The sequence below is a fragment of the Pseudoxanthomonas yeongjuensis genome (genome assembly GCF_010093345.1).
GTDB lineage: Bacteria > Pseudomonadota > Gammaproteobacteria > Xanthomonadales > Xanthomonadaceae > Pseudoxanthomonas_A > Pseudoxanthomonas_A yeongjuensis.
The window spans coordinates 1-20072 of record NZ_PDWT01000008.1; the positions used below are offsets into that span (position 1 = coordinate 1).

8 protein-coding genes are annotated in these 20072 nt (G+C 66.2%); 2 read left to right on the plus strand and 6 right to left on the minus strand.

The genetic code is table 11. The features are described 5' to 3' along the window. Positions 1-2157 (minus strand): DUF6923 family protein (locus CSC74_RS15285; protein ID WP_162315361.1); only part of this gene is annotated, 2157 nt, incomplete at its 3' end. A gap of 508 nt (positions 2158-2665) precedes the next feature. Here CSC74_RS15285 and CSC74_RS15290 point away from each other — a divergent pair. Further along, entirely contained in the window at positions 2666-3379 is a 714-nt protein-coding gene (locus CSC74_RS15290; protein WP_246193309.1) for a response regulator transcription factor, read from the plus strand. A 95-nt stretch (positions 3380-3474) separates the two neighbouring features. Here the strand turns inward: CSC74_RS15290 and CSC74_RS15295 are convergent, their stop codons facing one another. Beyond that, the gene (locus CSC74_RS15295; RefSeq protein ID WP_162315362.1) at positions 3475-3711 is read right to left on the minus strand and encodes a hypothetical protein; all 237 of its coding nucleotides are present in this window, start codon (positions 3709-3711) and stop codon (positions 3475-3477) included. Between the two features lie 14 nt (positions 3712-3725). Here CSC74_RS15295 and CSC74_RS15300 point away from each other — a divergent pair, with 14 nt between their 5' ends. Further along, entirely contained in the window at positions 3726-4430 is a 705-nt protein-coding gene (locus CSC74_RS15300) for an SDR family NAD(P)-dependent oxidoreductase (RefSeq protein ID WP_162315363.1), read from the plus strand. Positions 4431-4789: 359 nt separating this feature from the next. On the opposite strand, the gene CSC74_RS15305 is transcribed toward CSC74_RS15300, so the two are convergent. From CSC74_RS15305 to CSC74_RS15320, 4 genes are all read right to left on the minus strand, one after another. Then, positions 4790-10837, minus strand: a complete 6048-nt coding sequence (locus tag CSC74_RS15305) for an autotransporter domain-containing protein (protein ID WP_425501471.1) — start codon at positions 10835-10837, stop codon at positions 4790-4792. Then, complete coding sequence (locus CSC74_RS15310; protein WP_162315365.1) at positions 10755-16064, minus strand: autotransporter domain-containing protein; 5310 nt, start codon at positions 16062-16064, stop codon at positions 10755-10757. The genes CSC74_RS15305 and CSC74_RS15310 overlap by 83 nt, the downstream gene beginning before the upstream one ends. Positions 16065-16148: 84 nt before the next feature. Beyond that, complete coding sequence (locus CSC74_RS15315) at positions 16149-18335, minus strand: hypothetical protein (protein ID WP_162315366.1); 2187 nt, start codon at positions 18333-18335, stop codon at positions 16149-16151. A 694-nt stretch (positions 18336-19029) separates the two neighbouring features. Continuing rightward, the gene (locus CSC74_RS15320; protein ID WP_162315367.1) at positions 19030-19890 is read right to left on the minus strand and encodes an isocitrate lyase/PEP mutase family protein; all 861 of its coding nucleotides are present in this window, start codon (positions 19888-19890) and stop codon (positions 19030-19032) included. Positions 19891-20072: the final 182 nt, after the last annotated feature.

Here is a 20072-nt window from a genome sequence, read left to right on the forward strand (position 1 = left end):
CGCGCCTGCTGCCAGTACGCAAGTGATGACCTGGCCCGCCGCGGTGCAGCCGGCCGGCAAGGTGCCCACCGCGAGGCCGGTGCCGAGCGTATCGGTCAGCGTTTCGGCCGTCGTCGTGATCGCGTTGAAAACGGATACCGACAGCGTGTACGTCAGCGAGTCGCCCGGCGAAACGGCTGTGCCAGCGCCCGGATTGACGCTCTTGTTGACGGTAATCGTGGGATCGACCGGATTGATCGTCGTGCAGGTCAGGCAGGTGCCCGTGCTCGGCACCACGCTGTTGCTCACCGACGTGGTCGCATTGGCGGCCACCGTGGCGGTGTATTCGAAGGTGTGATCGCCGATCGCCGCGCCGATCCCGAGCACGCAGGTGATCTCCTGGCCCGACACGGTGCAACCGGTCGGCAAGGTGCCGACCGTCAGACCGGTACCCAGCGTGTCCTTCAGCGTTTCCGCTGCGGTCGTGATCGCGTTGGCGACACTGACAGTCAAGGTGTAGGTCAGCGTGTCGCCGACCGACACCGCCGTGCCGCTGCCGGGGTTCACGCTCTTGTTGACCGTAATCGTCGGATCGACCGGATTGGTGGTCGTGCAGGTCAGGCAGGTGCCCGTGCTCGGCACCACGCTGTTGCTCACCGAGGTGGTCGCATTGGCCACCACTGTCGCGGTGTATTCGAAGGTGTGGTCGCCGATCGCTGCGCCGATCCCGAGCACGCAGGTGATCTCCTGGCCCGCCGCGGTGCAGCCCGCCGGCAAGGTGCCGACCTCCAGGCCCGCACCCAGCGTGTCCTTCAGCGTTTCCGCCGTCGTGGTCACCGCATTGGCGACCGACACGGTCAAGGTGTAGGTCAGCGTGTCGCCGACCGACACCGCCGTGCCGCTGCCCGGATTTACGCTCTTGTTGACCGTGATGACGGCGGGCGTGGTATCGGTATCGGTCGCGGTGTTGTTGGCGGGCGTGGGGTCGGGCGCGCCACCCGGCGGTCCCGCCACGGTGGCGGTATTGGTCAGTTCGCCGGTGAAGTCCGCCGGCACTGCCATCGTCAGTGTGAAAGTCACCGTGGCGTTCGCCGGTAGGCCGACGGGCACGTTGGCAATCGCGCCCGTGCCGCTGGCGATGCCGCAGCTGCCACCACCGGTCGCGGCCCCACAAGTCCAGCTGGCACTCGTGATGCCGGCCGGGAGCAGGTCGTTCACCGTTGCGCCGGACACGCCGAACGGGCCGAGGTTGCTGGCTACGATGGTGTAGACGACATCCTCGCCTGGCGTGTACTCGTCGCTGCCGTCGGTCTTGGTGATCGCAAGATCGGCCGGAAACTCGAGCGGCGTGGTGGCGCATTTGGCGCCATCGTTGTTGCCCGAACCCGGCAGGTTCGAGATCAGCGTAGCCACGCCCGTGGCCAGGTCGAATTGATAGAATCCACCCGCATTGTTGCCACCGAAGACGCCATTGCTGGCCCCGAACATGGCACCGAAGGAACCGGCTACACCCGTTGTCGGACCGATCTGGGTGACCGCGCCGGTCGCCGGGTTTATCGAGTACAGCGCCCCGCCCGCGACGGCGGCATACAGTAGTCCGTTGTGCCAAGCCATGTCCTGGAAAACGATGGACTGGCTCAACGTGACGAATGTCGACGTCATCGTCGCGATATTCACCCGGTACAGTCGACCGGCCGCCGAGAGGTAGTACGTCCCGCCGGGGCCTATTTCGCCCGCGACGCTGTGCACCCCGAGGCCGGCGACAAGCCCGAGGTTTTCCACGCTGCCGTCGCTACCGATCCGGGCCAGCGTTCCCGGCGCGCTCGACAGCAGGGTGCCGTAGACGTAGTTGTCGAGCGGATTGAAAGCGACGGCGTTGTAGTTCTGCGCCGAAGTCGGCCCCATCGGGTCGACCGCAAAGGGATTCGTGGAAGTATCGAACTTGAACAGCCCGGTCGGCGAGTTCTGCGCGAGGTACATGCTCGCGTCGCAACTTCCGAAATCCGGCTGCGGAGGGGCGGCAACCGTGATCAGTGCGTTGTCCGTGCGCTCGCAGGTCGGGTTCGTAGCGACATCGGAACAGGCGAGCCCCGCGGGATTGGTCACCCTCGCGATGTTGTCGACCGATGTCTGCGCCGAAGCCTGTCCGCAGGCGAACAACAAGAGCGCAAAGAGCAAGGCTGGGCCGTGAAGGAGCCGCTGTGCATGCACGCGAAGTTGCCGCGCGCGCGCGACCGCGCCGCCGTTATAGGTCGATTGCATCATTCCACCGCTTCCCTGACTCAGATTCGTAGCGCGCGCACGTTGCATCGGACACCCGATGCAGCGTGCTTCTTCAAGGGGAAGACAAGATGGCTATGGAACTCCCCAGCAGAACCGCGATCGAAGACCGCAGACCCCCTTATGGCGGCGACTATAGGCAACGATGCGGCCGACTACACGCACCTATCCCGGTGAAAAATCTCCTGAAGCGAAGTTTTCTATATAAGATGAAATATATTGAAATTTTTACGGCCTCTTCCTGTCCCGGCTTGACTGCCCCCCGGCTTGCCCAATATGCGTAATCGCAATGACGCATCAAGGTATGATGGACGTTGCAAACAGGGGGGGGCACGCGACCCGCTTGACTGATCGATGACCGGATGCGGGCGCAACGCATATCGCATCCGGGTACAGGGGAAGTTGTGTGACGGACAGCAGTGAACAGTGGGTGCTCGTGGTCGAAGACGACCCGGAAATGCGTGATGAAATACTGGTTCCCGGCCTGCGCGACGCAGGATTCAACGTGATGGGAGCCGGCAGCGCCATCGAAACCTATCGCAGCATGCTCGCACGGGATTTTTCCGTCTTCATACTTGACATCGGACTGCCCGACGAGGATGGGCTCACTATCGCCAATCACCTGCGCAAACTTACGGACGCGGGGATCGTGATCCTGACCGGGAGCAAGCGCGGCAAGGCAGACCGAATACGCGCGCTGGAGGGCGGCGCCGACGCCTACATCACCAAACCCGTGGACGTGGATATACTGGCCGCCAACGTGCGCAGCCTGTTGCGCAGGATCGGGCAACGCAAACAACGCCCCATCGCGGCAGTGCCTCCTTCCGGTTGGCATCTGGCAGCGGACGGCTGGAATCTGATCTCTCCAGATGGCATCAAGGTGCAACTCACCCATGCGGAGCGCCTGTTCATCGGCTTGCTCGCGACCTCCGCAGGCGAAGCCGTATCGCGTGAAGCGATCATCGTCCGGCTTACCGAGAGCATCCACGATTTCGATCCGCACCGGCTGGAAATGCTGGTCCACCGGCTGCGCCGCAAGGCCTCTGCTGCGACCGATCAGTCATTGCCGCTGAATTCGGTTCGCGGTGTTGGCTACGTGTTTCTCACTGGCGCCGATTAAAGCGGATCGCCGGTGGACAAGGGAGACATCGAACGTCCAGCCCGATGCCGCTGACAGGGCGTCGGTTCGCATCCCGGCACCCTGATCCACGATGGTCAGAATGCGGCCACGATCAAAGCGATATGCAAGGCTGCGAAGAGATCAAGCTCATCGTGCCGCAGATCACCTCGATCCAAATTTGCAGCGCCTTCATTGGGGTGCCCTCCGGCCCCTTTGTCGTTCTTTGTTGGTTGTTTAACGAGTAGGGTAAGTACGCCTTTCCGGAGTTGTATAAAGGTTGAGCCTCGTGATTCCGGCCAGCAGAATAGGCCACCGGCCTTCTTCGTCTTCATCAGGAACCCAATCGATGTCCTTCCCCGCTTCGTCACTCGCCAACCGCACCGTGGTCATCACCGGTGGATTCGGCATCCTCGGGCTGGCCGCCGCCACTGTCGCCCTTGCCTCGTCGGCGCGTGTGGCGCTGATCGACCGGGGCGCCGCGCCGGCCACGCTGGATCCGGCGATCCTCGCGATCCCGGATACCGATCTAGCCGATTTCGAGGCGGCGCAGGCTGCGTTCGCCAGGATCGTCGAGCGGTTCGGCACGGTCGACGTGCTGCTCAACATCGCCGGCGCCTTCGAATGGCGTCCGGTCGCCGAAAGCGATAGCGATCTGTGGCTGCGGCTCTACCGCGCCAACGTGTTGACCGCGGTCAACGCCAGCCGCGCGGCGCTGGCCACCTTGCGGCCGGGCGCGGCGATCGTCAACGTGGCCGCGGCGGCGGCCCGGCGCGGCGGCAATGGCATGGCGGCCTATACCGCGGCCAAGTCCGGCGTGCTGCGGTTGACCGAATCGCTGGCCGAGGAACTCCGGCCCGCGGGCGTCCGCGTCAACTCGGTTTCGCCGACGATCATCGACACGCCGCGTAATCGCGCCGACATGTCCGACGCGGATTTCTCCGCATGGGTCGAGCCCGAGGCGCTTGCACAGACGATGCTGTCCTTGGCCTCCGGTGAGACGACCGTGGTCAGCGGCGCGGATGTGCTGGTGGGTGCGCCAACGAGCGGTTGATCGCCATTATCGAATTCCCGCGCCGCTGGAGTTGCGCAACGAGCAACCGGATAACGGGAGCAGGCGCAGTTCCTATTCCGGTCAAGTGAACCTGGCCCTGTTCTTCGAAGACGCGGCATGGCGGGAGGAATCCTCTGCATCTGGAAGACTGCAGTAAGCGTCCCTGTCATGCCGGGTCGTGACTATCGGGATTTCCTGCTTGGGTGCATGGGAAAATTCGGAATTCAACCGGATATTTGCTCTGGCCCCTTTGTTGAGGCCCCTTTGTTGAAGCCGACCCGCCAAGGCTGTCTACAGCGCCCCGCAAGGCGCTTGTTTTCTCGAGAATTGATCGATCCGGTCCCCCGCGATCCTCGGCACTACCAGCGCCAGCGCACGCCGGCGCCGAGGTTTTTCGCTTCCAGTCCGCCGCCCTGCTGGTAATCGACGTCCACGAACAGATCGAGGTTGTCGCCATGGCGCATCTGCAGGCCGACGCCGAGCAGGCCGCGGTCCTGCGGCCAGCTCACGCCGCGCACGCGATAGCCGATGTCGGGCGCACCGGCGAACGCGACGTCCTGTTCGGCGTATTCGTCGCCGACCGCATGCAGCCAGCGCGCCTGCAGCGTCGGTTCGAACGTCCAGTCGCCACGTTCGAACGCGGTCGTCCAGCGCAGCCCGGCACTGACCGTGGTGCGCTCGACATCCTGCGAGCGGCCGATCAGGCCCAGATCCTGTGCGCCTTCCTCGCGGAACCCTTCCTGGTCGAGCTTGGCGTACTCGACGCTGACCAGCGGGGTCAGCTGCTGGCGCTGGCCCAGCGCGAAGTTCCAACCCGCTTCCAGGTGGGTCGCGAACCGATGCCCACCGTACTCGCTGCGCGCCTGGCGTTCGATGTCGCCGACCACGATCGCACGGGTGATTCCGTTGTTCCACCAGGCGAAGCTGGTGACCGCATCCAGATACGCGTGCTCGCCCTGGAAGCTGGTGTACAGCGAGGCATTCTTCGTATCGGCTTCGCCGCGGTCGCCGGGACGGAAGTCGGCATCGATGCTCATCGCGTTGAAGCTGGCGCCGATCAGCCAGTGCTCGTCGCCCCAGGCGTCGAAGCCGACCGCCAGTCCACGTTGTTCGAAGTCCGCGGCATGCGCGTTGCCATCGCCCTCGAGATCGCTGCTGGCGCCATACGCACGCACCCAGGCGCCGCCCTGCAGGCGCCCGGCACCGGTCTCGTCGCGCCGGTCGGCGATGCGCCGGCTCACGGCCTGGCCGTACAGCGCGTGGCCTTCGAGCAGGATCCCAGTGAGGCTGCCGTGGGCCTCGCCCGACAGGGTGTCGAATGCGGCCTGCGCGCCGGGCAGGTCCAGCGTGGTCACCGCAGCCAGCGCGGCCTTCATGTCGGCGCTGGCCTCGCCGTCGGCAATGCGGTCCAGCGCGCCGGCCACCTGGCACTGGTTGAACGTGCCGTCGCCGCAAACGATGTTGAAGTCGACCTCGTTGCGTTGCACGTCCAGGTACACGTGGTTGGCGTCGTAGCCCAACAGTAGATCGAGGAACGGCAGGTCCTGGTCCAGTGTGCCGAACGTGCCGGTCACCCCGCCCGCGGCGTCGATCAACGTGTAACGGGTGCCGCCTTCGTACTGGCCCGGGGCCTTGGTGACTTCGACCGTGCCGCCTTCGATGGTCGCACTGCCGGCAATATCGAGCAGGTCGCTGGTACCACCCTGTTCGATCTCGGCCAGCAGGGTGGCGTCGTCGTGGTGGAGGTAGTCGCCGGTGAGCGTCAGCGTGCCGATCGAGTTGCCCGGGGCGATGGTGCCGTGGTTGTCGACGCTGCCGAGCGTGCCGATGCCGCCGAGCACTGCACCGTTGGCGATCCGCGTGTTGCCGCCGAGCGTGCCGCCCAGTTGCAGGGTTCCGCTCTCCAGCGAGGTCGTGCCGGTGAACGCGGCGCTGTTGCCGGTCAGTGCGAACACAGTGTTGCCCCCGGCGATCTCGAAGGCGCCTGCACCCGACAGTGTGCCGGCGTAGGTGCCAGTGGCCTCGGTGAAGCGCAGGCGTGCGCCATCGGCGATGCTCGCATCGCCGCCGAACTGCTTCGCCTGGGCGACCAGTGCGCCGGCGTCGATGCTCCAGTCCAGCGCGCTGTTGCCGGTGAGCGTCAGCACGCCAACGCCCTCCTTGGTCATCGTGCCGCTGCCGGCGATCTTGCCGGCGAACGTGGCATCGTCGGCTTGGTCGAACACCACCGTGCCGTTGTTGGCGAGGTCGCCGCGGATCGAACCGGTGTCGCCCACGAGCGTGCCGTCCAGCACGCGGGTACCGCCGGTGTAGGTGTTGGCGCCGGTCAGCGTCAGGGTGCCGTCGCCGTTCTTGGTCAGCGTGCCCGCGCCGGAGACGACGCCGCCGAGACCGAGGTCGGCGTCGGTCAGGAAGGTGCCGCCGCCGGCTTGCAGGTCCATGTCGCGCGCACTGGCGAACGCGGCGGTGGTCTGCAGCGTGCCTCCGTCGAACGCGATACCACCGGCTGCATCGCCGAGGTTGGTATCGGACGCAACCGACAGCGTGCCGAGGTCGATGCGGGTGCCGCCTTCGTAGCTGTTCGCGCCCGACAGCACCAGCGTGCCGGTGTCGGTCTTGACCAGGCCACCGGCGCCGGTGATGGCGACATCGATGGTCGCGGTGACGTCGGGATCGACACGGATCACCGAGTCGGCGCCGTCGATGCGCAGTGCGCCGTCGGTGCCTGCGGTCAGCGTGTAACCCGACATGAACTGCAGGCCGGCAATCGCCTGCTCGCCGACGACTTCAACGTTGCCGGCCGTGCCGCCGAACACCGCGAAGGTGCCGTCGTGCCAGCGACCGTTGAGCGTGCCATCGGATGCGGTCCAGTTGTCGTTGCCGGCGTTCCACATGCCGTCGCCGTCGTCGATGGCGTCGTTGTTGTGCTCGCTGGCGACCGAGCCATCCCAGAAGCTCAGCGTCAGTCCGGCGCTGTTGACCAGGTTCACCTGGCCACCGATCGCGGTCTGCACGAACAAGTCCTGCGGGTCGCCGCCGTCCGGTACGTCGCCGATCCCCAAGCCCTTGTCGGTCAGGTCGCCGCCGTAGTTCATCAATCGGTACACGCCGGCGCCGAAGCCGCCGATGTCGGTGATGTCCAGCGTGCCGTCGAGGGTCAGGTTGCCGGTGACCTCGACCAGGTCGTTGACGCCGTCGCCGATGACACCGGCCCGGCCGAGCTCGTAATCGAGGGTCGCGCCTTCTTCAAGGGTCAGCGAGCCGACGGTCAGCGTGCCTGCACTCGAGCCCGGTGCAAGGATGCCGCCATCGGCGATCGTCACCGCACCTGCAATCGCACCCGAACCGCCCAGCCTGCCGCCATCGGCCACCGTCGTTGCCGTCTTGCCCAGCGACCCTTCGACCAGCAGCGTCCCCGCGTTGACATTGGTCGCGCCGGTATACGTGTGGGCGCCGGTCAGCACGGTGGTGCCGGTGCCGATCTGGTTCACCGTCGTCGTGCCACCAATCAGGACGGCCGTGCCGCCTGCGGTGCCGTCATTGGTGAAGGCGTAGTCCGCGTCGTCGTGGTTGAAGTTGAGCGTCGCGGTGCCGGCGCCACCGGTAACCGAAGCCGAGTCGAGCACGCCTGCCGCGCCGCCCGCGCCGATGTTGAGGGTGCCGGTCGAGCCAACGATGTTGGCCAGCAGGACATCGAAATCTTTGCCACCGGCATGGACCTCTACCCGGCCGCCATCGTCGATGGTCAACGCACCGTTCCCGGGTTCCTCGATGAAGGAACCGATATACAGGTCCTCCAGATCGATCCATGCGGAATCGGTGCCTTGCACCCGCACCGTGCTGTGGTTCTCGCTCCGGACACCGATGTAGCCTCTGGCGCTCGATGACACGCCACCGTCGAGGATCTCTAGCGCTCCCGCTCCGTCATAGCCGACGAAAAGATCGCCGTCGTTGATCCAGGCGGAACCATTGCCGGTCACCGTGGCCTTGCTGCCGGTTGCACCCGCGTGGTTTGCGATACGGGCGCTCGCACTCGAGACCGTGCCGCCGGCTTCGACGAGCAGCACGCCGGTACCAGCGAAGCCGACGGAAATAGGTCCCGAGTTGGTCCAGTCGGAATCGATACCGGACACCTTGACCTCGCCCGATCCCCCGGAGCCGATGTATCCTTCCCCGCTCTCCATGCGGCCGCCGCCGAGGATCTCCAGCGATCCCGTCCCCGCATTGCCGACGTGCAACTTTTTCTGCGTCCAGGTGGAGCCGGCGCCATCCACCGTCACCGCGCCGGTCGAGCCGGTGCTGTCGCCGATGACCGCGACGTCGCCCGATACTTCGGCGCCACCCAGGATCGACAACATCCCGTGGCCAAAATAGCCGATCCGCACCCTGCCGTTGTCGACGAATGTCCAGCGCGAACCGGCGCCGGTCACCGTGACCGACCCCGTTGAGCCCGCCCCGGTGCCAATGCCGGTTTCCGCGCTCTCCACCAGGCCGCCTGCTTCGATGGTCAGCGTGCCGTTGCCCTCCTGGCCAACATTGAGTCCACCGGCATTGATCCAGCTGGAACCGGGCCCGGCCACCGTGACTTCGCCCACCGAGCCGTGGCTGGAACCGATGGAGCCGGACCCGTTTTCTACGCGGCCGCCGTCCTCGATAGACAGTGCACCGATGCCGGCGAAGCCGACGTAAAGATCTTCCAGTCCGGTCCACGCAGAGCCGGCGCCCTGCACCAGCATCGTGCTTTGCGCATCGCCCTGGTTGCCGACGATGCCGTAGGTGCTCGTCACCACGCCGCCGTTGCCCAGAGTCACCTGCCCGAGGCCGAAGTTGCCGATGACCAGGCTTTCCCCGGCATTCCATTGCGAGCCCTCGCCATCCACCAGCACCGTGCCGTCGCCGCCATTGCTGACCACGCTCTCCAGGCTGGACACCACGCCGCCGTCGAGGATCTCCAGCGTCCCCGCACCGGCAACGCCGACGTGCAACCCGCCGTCATTGGTCCAGGTGGAACCGGCGCCGGTCACCGTGGCCTTGCCGACCGAGCCTGTTTCGCTGCCGATGAATGCGTGCTGGTTGCCGACCATGCCGCCGGCTTCGACGAGCAGCGTGCCGGTGCCCGCATTGCCAACAGCAAGGTTTCCCGAGCTGGTCCAAGTGGAATCGACGCCGGTCACCGTGACCTCGCCACCCGAGCCTGCTTCGTTGCCGATGAACGCGCTCTGGTTGCCGACCGTGCCGCCGGCTTCGACGAACAGCCTGCCGCCACCCGTATCGCCAACGAGAAGGTCTTCCGAGTTGATCCAGCTGGAGCCGGTGCCGGTCACGGTCGCCTCGCCGAGGGCTATGATGCCAAGGACGCCGCTCTCGCTGACAATCGACCCACCGGCCTCGACAAGCAGCGTGCCGACTCCTAGATTGCCGACCCGCAGTTGGTGCGAAATGCTCCAACTGGAATCCACGCCGGTCACCGTGGCCTCGCCGACAGCATTCCAATTGGCGCCGACGGTCCCTGAACCACTTCTTGCCTGCCCACCGTCCTGAAGGACGAGGGTACCCTTGCTATACGAAGCGTGGCCAACAGCGATGTCACCTTCCGCAAAGAGCTCGGAACCGGCACCGTCCACCGTGACCTGCCCGACAGCACCGGCCCCCCTACCGATACTGACCTCTCTTTTTGCTTCGACTACGCCACCATTTTCGATGTCAAGCCTGCCGATACTGTCGGAACCCGCACCAACGGAAACGTCAAATGCAGTCGTACTCCAACGGGAGCCCGGACCAGTCACCGTAACGGTGCCTCCGCTGCTGTCGTCGCCAATATCTCCTTTAAAGCTGCTCAATGTGCCGCCGCCAGAGATGGTCAATGCACCACCGATATGGAGAAATGAAGTGAATGCATCGCCACCGCTGATCTCGGGATTGTGTTGAGTAGCGTCGATGACCACGTTCGTTTCATCCGTCGGCAAGCCGTCACTCCAGTTGCCCTCTTCGAACCATCTGCCGGATACCTCGCCCGTCCAGTTACTGCTGTCCTTGGCATGCGCAGGCGAACCCACAAACGCAAAGGTCATCGCGGTTGCCATCACCAGCGCCACCTGTGTCTCACGTCGGCTCGGTACGGTTGCCACTCGCTTGCACGATGCCAATGCATCGCAGACGGCCAGCGTCAGCAAGGAACGGGGGGACGGGTTTGCCTTGTGCTTGCGCACGATGCGATGGTTGCGTTGCATGGTGGACTCCATGGGGTCGTGCATCTGGGTGTTGTGTCGTGTTTGGGATGGAACGTGTGTGCCGCTACTGGCGGGAGCGGATGCAGGCCAGCGGTTACCAGCGCCAGCGCAGGCCCGCACCGAAGCTGGCCGACTTGAACCCGTCACCGGCCTGGTAATCGACATCGGCAAAGACATCGAGCGTGTCGCGGCTGGCCTGCAAGCCGATGCCGACCAGGCCGCGGTCCTCCGGCACCGTCACCCCGCGTACCCGGAAGGAGGTGTCCGGCGCGCCAGCGAAGGCCACGTCGAACTCGGCGTCCAGATCGCCGAACGTATGCAGCCAGCGCGCCTGCGCCGTTGGTGCGAACGTCCAGGTGCCAGCGCTGAACTCTCCCGTCCAGCGCACGCCCGCACCTGCCACCGTGCGCTCCACGTCCTGGCTGCGGCCGATCAGGTTCACCTCGTCCGCCCCGTCTTCGCGGAAGCCCTCGGTCGAGAGCTTGTTGAACTCCACCGACAGCAACGGCTGCAGGGTCGAGTTGCCCAGGTCGTAGGTCAGGCCCGCTTCCAGTGCCAGTGCGATCCGGTCCATGCCGTAATCGCTGCGTGCTTCGCGGGCGAGGCTGCCCACCGCGATCCGCCGCTGCACTTCGCTGTTCCACCAGGCGAAGCTCGCCACCGCATCCAGGTATCCGCGCTCGCCCTGCACGCTGGTGTACAGCGACACGTTCTTCGCATCGGCTTCGGCACCGTCGCCTGCGCGGAAGTCGGCATCGAGCTTGAGCGTGTTCACGCTGGCACCGATCAGCCACGACTCGCTTGCCCAGGCATCGACACCGACCGCCAGGCCGTACAGCTCCAGCCGCGCGCCATGCGCGTTGCCGTCGCCGTCCAGTTCGCTGCCCATCCCGTAACCGCGTGCCCAGGCGCCGCCCTGCAGGCGTTGCGCGCCTACCGCTTCGCGTCGTTCGGCGATGCGCCGGGTCACGGTCTGGCCGTACAGCGCATGGCCTTCGAGCATTGCACCGGCTGCGCTGGCGTGGGCTTCGCCCGACAGGGTGTCGAACGCGGCCTGCGCGCCGGGCAGGCTCAGCGTGGTGACTTCGGTCAGGACCGTCTTGAGGTCGTCACTTATCTCCCCATCGGCAATGCGGTCCAGCGCGCCGGCCACCTGGCACTGGTTGAACGTGCCGTCGCCGCAGACGATGTTGAAGTCGACTTCGTTGCGCTGCACGTCCAGGTACACGTGGTTGGCGTCGTAGCCCAGCAGCAGATCGAGGAACGGCAGGTCCTGGTCGAGCGTGTCGAAGTTGCCGGTCACCCCACCGGCGGCATCGATCAACGTGTAGCGGGTGCCGCCTTCGTACTGGCCGGGCAGCTTGACGATCTCCACCGTGCCGCCTTCGATCGTCGCGCTGCCGGCGATGTCGAGCAGGTCGCTGTCGCCGCCCGGTTCGATCTCGGCCAGCAGGGTGGCGTCGTCGCGGTGGAGGTAGTCGCCGGTGAGCGTCAGCGTGCCGATCGAGTTGCCGGGGGCGATCGTGCCATGGTTGTCGACGCTACCGAGCATGCCGATGCCGGTCAGCCAGGCGCCGTTGGCGACCAGTGTGTTGCCGCCGAGCGCGCCGCCCAGTTGCAGCGTGCCGCTTTCCAGCGATGTCGTGCCGGTGAAGCCGGCGCTGTCGCCGGTGAGTGCGAAGATCCCGTCGCCAGCGATCTCGAAGGCGCCTGTGCCCGACAGTTTCCCGCCGTAGCGGCCGTCGCCCTGTTCGTCGAAGCGCAGCAGTGCGCCATCGGCGATGTTTGCATCGCCGGTGAACAGGGTGCTGCGGCTGGCCAGGGCACCGGCGTCGATGCTCCAGTCCAGTGCGCTGTTGCCCGTGAGCGTCAAGGCACCATCACCGCGCTTGGCCATCGTGCCGTCGCCGGAGATCGCACCGGCGAACGTGTCGTCGTCGGCCTGGTCGAACACCACCGTGCCGTCGTTGGCGAGATTGCCGCGGATCGAACCGGTGTCGCCCACGAGCATGCCGTCCAGCACGCGGGTGTCGCCGGCGTAGGTGTTCTCGCCCGCAAGCGTCAAAGTGCCGTCGCCGTCCTTGGTCAGCGTGCCGGCGCCGGAGACGACGCCGCCGAGACCGAGGTCGGCGTCGGTCAGGAACGTACCGCCACCGGCTTGCAGATCCACGTCGCGCGCACTGGCGAACGCGGTAGTGGTCTGCAGCGTGCCGCCATCGAAGGACAGGCCGCCTGCGGCGTCGCCGAGGTTGTCATCGGACGCGACCTGCAACGTGCCGAGATCGATGCGCGTGCCGCCTTCGTAGCTGTTCGCACCCGACAGCACCAGCGTGCCAGTGTCGGTCTTGACCAGGCCGCCGGTGCCGGTGATGGCGACATCGATGGTCGCGGTGACGTCGGGATCCACGCGGATCACCGAGTCGGCGCCGTCGATGCGCAATGCACCATCTGTGCCCGTTGTCAGCGTGTAGCCCGACATGAACTGCAGGCCCGCGATCGCCTGCTCGCCGACGACGTCGACCTTGCCGGCCGTGCCGCCGAACACCGCGAAGGTGCCGTTGTCCCAGCGGCCGTTCGTCGCGCCGTTGGCCGTGGTCCAGTTGCTGTTGCCGGCGTCCCAGGTGCCACCACCACCCTCGATGACGTCGTTGTCGTGCGCCGTCGCACCATCCCAGAACGTCAGCGTCAGGCCGGCGGTGCTGACCAGGTTCACCTGGCCGGCGAACGTGGTCAGCACGGACAGGTCGTTGGCGTCGACGCCAGCGGGGCGCGTGCCGATCTCCAGCCCGTTGTCGATCAGGTCGCCGCCGTAGTTGATCAGCCGGTACACGCCGGCGCCGAAGCCGCCGATGTCGGTGATGTCCAGCGTGCCGTCGAGGGTCAGGTTGCCGGTGACCTTGATCAGGTCGTTAACGCCGTCGAAGACTGTATCGGCCTGACCAAGCTCGTAATCGAGGGTCGCGCCTTCCTCAAGCGTCAACGAACCGACCGTCAGCGTGCCTGCGCTCGAACCCGGCGCAAGGATGCCGCCATCGGCAATCGTCACTGCGCCGGCGATCGAACCCGAACCGCCCAGCGTTGCACCATCGACCACCGTCGTTGCCGTGTCGCCCAGCGACCCTTCGACCCGCAGCGTCCCCGCGTTGACGTTGGTCGCGCCGGTATAGGTGTGGGCGCCGGTCAGCACGGTGGTGCCCGTGCCGATCTGGTTGACCGTGGTCGTGCCGTCGATCAGGACAGCCGTCCCACTGGCGGTGCCGTCGTTGCTGAAGAAATAGTTCGCGTCGTTATGGTTGAAGTTGAGTATCGCGATGCCGTCGCCACTGGTAATCGAAGCCGCGTCGAACACGCCCGCCGCGCCACCCGCGCCGATGTTGAGCGTGCCGCTGGAGCCGGCGTATCCACCCAGCACGACACCGGCACCCGGGATGCCGGCCATGACCTCCACCCGGCCGCCCTCCGCGAGGGTCAGTGCACCGTTCCCTTGCAGGCCTAGATACAGGCCTTGCAGACCGGTCCATGCCGATCCGGCGCCCTGCACCAGCACCGTGCCGAGCTCCTGGCCCTGGTTGCCGATGGCGGCGTACATGCTCGTCATCGCGCCACCGTTGCTGAGGGTCACCTGCCCGGAGCCGTCGTTGCCGACGACGAGCCCGCCGCCGATGTCCCATCGCGAACCGGCGCCGTCCACCAGCACCGCGCCGTCACCGGCATTGGCGTTGCCGACCACGCCTTCCACGCTGCCCACCACGCCACCATCGCGGATCTCCAGCACGCCCGAACCGGCGTTGCCGACCCACAGCCCGTGATCGTTGATCCAGGCAGAGCCCTCGCCGGTCACCGTGACCTCACCGACCGAGCCCGCTTCGTTGCCGATGAAGCTGTGCAGGTTGCGGACCCGGCCGCCGGCTTCGACGAGCAGCAAGCCGGCGCCGGCATCGCCGACGGTGAGATTGCCCGCGTCGATTTCCCAGCTGGAATAGGTGCCGGCGGAATCGACACCGCTCACCCTGACCTTGCCATCCGAGCCCGCCGCCGTACCGATGGAACCCGATGCGCTTTCCACATGGCCGCCATCGAGGACCTCCAGGATTCCTTCTCCTCCCTTGCCGACGGACAACGCCCCCCGGTTGGTCCAGGTGGAGCCGGTGCCGGTCACCAATGCCCGGCTGTCGGTCGAGTCCGCGGTGTTGCCGATGATGCCCTCCTGGTTGTCGAGCACGCCGGCGTTGTCGACGGACAGTTTTCCGGTCCCCGCGTCACCGACCAGAAGATCTCCCGTGATGCCCAGGCGAGAGCTGACGGTGGCGGCATCGAAGCCGCTCACCCTGACCCGACCTTCCGAACCCGTGCCGGAACCGAGGGAAACCGACGCGCTTTCCACCAGGCCGCCGAAGAGGACCTCCATCGACCCCAGGCGGGTCTCGCCGACCAGAAGCCCACCCGCATTGGTCCAGGTGGAGCCGCTGCCGATCACCTCGACCCCGCCATCCGGGGCCGTGCCGGAATTGATGGAACCCGATGCGCTTTCCACCAGGCCGCCGTCGAGGATCCGCAACAAGCCCTGCCCTTCCCTGCCGACGGTCAACGCCCCCCCGTTTGTCCAGGTAGAGCCACTGCCGGTCACCGTGGCCTCGCCGACCGAGCCTGCTTCGTTGCCGATGATCCCTTCCTGGTTGTCGACCGCACCGCCGGCTTCGATGAGCAGCCTGCCGGTGCCCGCATTGCCGACGAAAAGGTTTCTCCGGTTGCTCCAACTCGATTCCGTGCCGGTCACCGTGACCTCGCCGACCGACCCGTCTCCATTGCCGACGACAACGTCGCTGTTGAAGACTGTGACCGTGCCCCCGGCTTCGACGCGCAGCGTGCCGGTGCCAGCATCGCCGACAACAAACGGGCCGTCGACGCGCCACTGGGAATCTCCGCCACTGACGAGCGCCGCCCCCTGCGTGCCGGGATCGAAGCCGATCCAGACACTCCTGCTGTCGAGCCAGCCGCCATCGGTGATCCGGAAGTTTCCGATGCCGCCGCTCTCATAGCCGATCCACATCAAGGAAATGCGGGAGTATCGGCCGTCGGTCACGGCCGGCGTGTGGTTGCCCGCGCCGATGATCACGTCATCGACAATGGTGGGCTCCGCGCCCTGACTCCAGTTGTCGCCATCGAACCAGTCGCTCGACTCCTCGCCCGTCCAAGTGGTGATGGACTGGGCATGCGCAGGCAAGCCCGCAAACGCAAACGTCATCGCAGTTGCCATCACCAGCGCCGCCTGCGTCCCGCGCCGGCGCGGCGCGGCGGCCGTTTGCCTGCACGAGGCCAGCGCATCGGAGACGGCCAGCGTCAACAAGGAACGGGCGGACGAGATTGTCTGGTGCTTGCGCACGATGCGATGGCTGTGTTGCATGGTGGACTTTCCCCTGGTTCTTCTATTGGTTGGATGACTGCATTTGCCTTGCGTGGCGCGCGAACCGCCGCACCGGACCGCGCCCTACCGGCGCCAGCGCGCGCCGTTACCGAAGCTGGCCGCATCGACGCCGGCGCCGACGATGACGTCGCTGTCGTGCCCGGCGGAGACCGATCCGTCGCGGCAACCCGGCGCAAGCCCGGCGCGGTTGACCAGGTTCACCTGCCCGTGGATCGCGGTCTGCACGAACAGGTCCTGCCGGTCGACGCCGTCCGGCACGCTGCCGACCTCGAGGCCGTTGTCGATCAGGTCGCCGCTGTAGTTGATCAACCGGTACACCCCCGCGCCGAAGCTGCCGATGTCGGTGATGTCCAGCCTGCCGTCGAGGATCAGGTCGCCTTTGACCTCGATCAGGTCGTTGGCGCCGTTGCCGACCGCGCCAGCCTGGCCGAGCGCGTAGCCCAGCCTCGCCCTGCCGTCCAGCGTCAGTGCGCCGAGCGTCAGCACGCCCGCGCCGGAGCTGGAGCCGGGCGCCAGGATGCCGCCATCGGCGATCGTCACTGCGCCGGCGACCGAACCCGAACCGCCCAATGTCCCGCCTTTGCATACCTTGATCGCGGTATCGCCGAGTGCGCCTTCGACCAGCAGGGTGCCGGCCGATACCGTGGTGGCGCCGGTGTAGGTGTGGGTGTCCAGCAGCGTGGTAGTACCCGATCCGATCTGGTTGACCGCGATCGAGCCGCCGATGAGGATGGCCGCGCCGGTTGCGGTGCCATCGCTGGTGAAGGCGTACCGCGCCTCGTCGTGATTGAAGTTGAGCGTCGCAATGCCGTCGCCACCGATGATCGTGGCCGAGTCGAGAACGCCCGCCGCGCCTCCCGTGCCGATATTGAGCGTGCCGCTGGAGCCATCGAAAAGGGCCAGCCGGCTGTCGCCATGGCCGGCCTGGACTTCCACCCGGCCACCCTCCGCGATGGTGAGCTCGCCTGCGCCGCGCAAGCCCACGGTCTGCTCACGGGAAATGATCCAGTGGGAACCGGCGCCGGTCACCATGACCTCGCCCTTCGAGCCGCAAGAGTTGCCAATCCAGCAGCAGGCGCCGCGCACCAGACCGCGGTCGCGCACGCGGAGTGCGCCGGTACCCAGGCCGCCGACCAGAAGGTGCCCCGTACTGATCCAGCCGGAACCGGAGCCGGTGACCGTGGCCGCGCCGACCGAGCCGGTCTCCGCGCCGATGTAACCGTCCACGCCGCGTACCAGGCCGCCCACTTCGATGGCGAGTGTGCCGACACCCCTGTAGCCGACCCAGAGACCTGCCGTGTGGATCCAGCGGGAATCGGTGCCGGCGACCTTGACCTCGCCCTCCGCGCCCACGCGGTAGCCGACGCAACCCGATTCGGTTTCCACGCGGCCGCCACCGAGGATATCCAGCGCTCCCGAACCGGCATCGCCGACATACAACGGGCCCTCGTTGGTCCAGGTAGAGCCGTCGCCGGTCACCGTCGCCTTGCTGCCGGTCGAGTCCGCCGCATTGCCGATGATGGCTTCGTGGCTGCGGACCGTGCCGCCGAGTTCGACCAGCAGCGTGCCGCCTCCGACATCGCCGACGACGAGGTTTCCCGCATCGATGATCCAACTGGAACTGGCGCCTGTGGAATCGACGCCCGTGACCGTGACATCGCCGCAGGACCCCGCCTGCGAACCGATGGAACCCGATGCGCTTTCCACGAGTCCGCCGTCGCGGATCTCCAGCGTTCCCGAACCAACGTCGCCGACGTACAGTCCATGCGTGTTCCAGCGCGAGCCCAGGCCAAGGCCGACCACGGTAACGGTGCCCCCGCCGCCTTCGCGGCCAATCCTTGCCTCGACGCCGCTCACCGTACCGCCACCGGAAATGGTCAGCGAGGCGCCACCGGCTCCGCCGACGACCATGTCGCGGCAGACTGCATCGCCTTCTTCGATCTCGACGGGAACGCGTATCCCGATACGGAGATCAGTGCCCGCCGCTGGCGTCGCGAAGGCGCTCCAGTTGGCGGGACTGAACCACGTGCTTCCATGTCCGCCCATCCAATCGGCGGTCCGGGCCGGTCCATCGGCCATGTCGGCCTTCATGGCCGTCGCCAGCGTCTGGCCCGTCTCCGCTTCGCATTGGCGGGGCGCAGCGGCGGCCCGACCGCGCGCGACCGGCGCATCGGACATCGCCCGGGTCGGCAAGGAATGATCGGACAGAATCGTGCGTTGCCGATGTGCAGTGCGGTGGATGCATTGCATGGTGAACCTCCTGTCGTTGGAGCCGGATCACCGCGCCTGCGATGCACGGAATACACGAACACGTACCCGGCCGCACCGATCCCATGGCGTCGCGCGTTCTCTCGATCAGCCGATGCAATCCGCATTGCCCATGCGAAGATTCCGTCATTGGTCGGAACCCTGCGCAGGAAATCGATGCGGCAATGCCGATCTCCGGCGCAATGGAAACACGGCACTGCTGGTCGCGAGTTACATTACCTTCTCCACGCCGCTTTTTGTCTCACCGCTTTTTCACGACATTTCGCTTCACTCACGTCATGTGAACTAACACGGCGAATCGCATGCAACGACGACCATCGCATGGTCTTTCTTCGATCGAGGAAATCGCTCGCCGCGGCTGCCACGGAAGCGCAGGAATTCGATGGCGGGCGGAAGACCATCGCCCTTCGCCAGTCCACGCATACGCAGAGGAAGGCGCGCAGGAGCGACGCGGGTCGCGACGTCATCGAGCCTGGGAAACCGGTCTTCGCGGAAATCGGAGGCCGAAGTCTTCGCGACTTGCGTCGCTCCTACAAGCGGGAGGGTCGGGCATGCGCCATTGGACCGGCATCGCCCGGAAGACGGAGCGGGATCGACCTATCCATCGCAGCCATGCCCCGCTCTACAGTCAGTTTTACGCAGCCTTCCGCGGGAGCGGTGAAACCCAAACAAACGATCAGTAGCGGCGACCCAGTTCGAGCAGTTCCGTGGTACCGATGACCGCATTGAGTCCGTCGAAGTCAAGCATGTGCTCCCGCATCGGCGCCGTAGTGCCGTGGGCCTTGAGACTTCCGAAGTACTTCTGCAAGGCGAAGCCTACCGCGCGCGAAGTCCCGCCTGGATAGATGACGATGCGGTAACCCATCCTGCCCAGCGAATCGGTGTCGTGGATCGGGGTTTTTCCGCCTTCGATCATGTTGGCCAGCAAGGGAATACGGCTGCCGAAACGCTGGCCGGCCTCGCTGAGTTGTTCCTGCGTGCGCAGCGCCTCGATGAACAGCGCATCGATGCCGCACGCCAGATACGCTTCGGCGCGATCCACTGCCGCGTTCCAGCCCTCGACGGCGAGCGCATCGGTTCTTGCCATGATCAGCGTGCTCGCGGACCTGCGCGCATCCAGCGCCGCGCGCAGCTTTCCGCACATTTCCGCCACCGGGATCACCTCCTTGCCAGCGAGATGCCCGCAACGCTTGGGAAATGTCTGGTCTTCGAGTTGCAGCATGGCCGCGCCCGCACGCTCGAAGGCACGCACGGTACGCTGGGTGTTGAGCGCATTGCCCCAACCCGTGTCGGCATCGACGATGAGCGGCAGGTCGACCCTGTCGACGATGCTGGCCACCGTATCGGCCACTTCGGTGGCGGTGACCAGACCGACATCCGAACGGCCCAACCGGGCGTAGGCGATCGACGCGCCGGACAGGTACAGCGCCTCGAAGCCGGCCTGCTGGGCGAGGAGTGCGGTCAGCGCGTCGTAGACGCCCGGGACCAGCAGCGGCTGGGATAGGCTGAGCCGTTCTTTCAGATTGGTGTCGGGCATCGAATTCAGGTCCGGAATAAAAGGTTCGCGCGCAACTGGCTGCGTCGGCAGTTGCCGGTCGGGTCGATCGAGTAGTCCGCAGGCGGGTACCGGCGCAGGCCGGGACTCCTCTCCGCCCGCTGGAGAGGCTTGATCCAGACGGATTGGAGCGGGCCTTCGCTCGCCGCAATGGACGCTCCCAC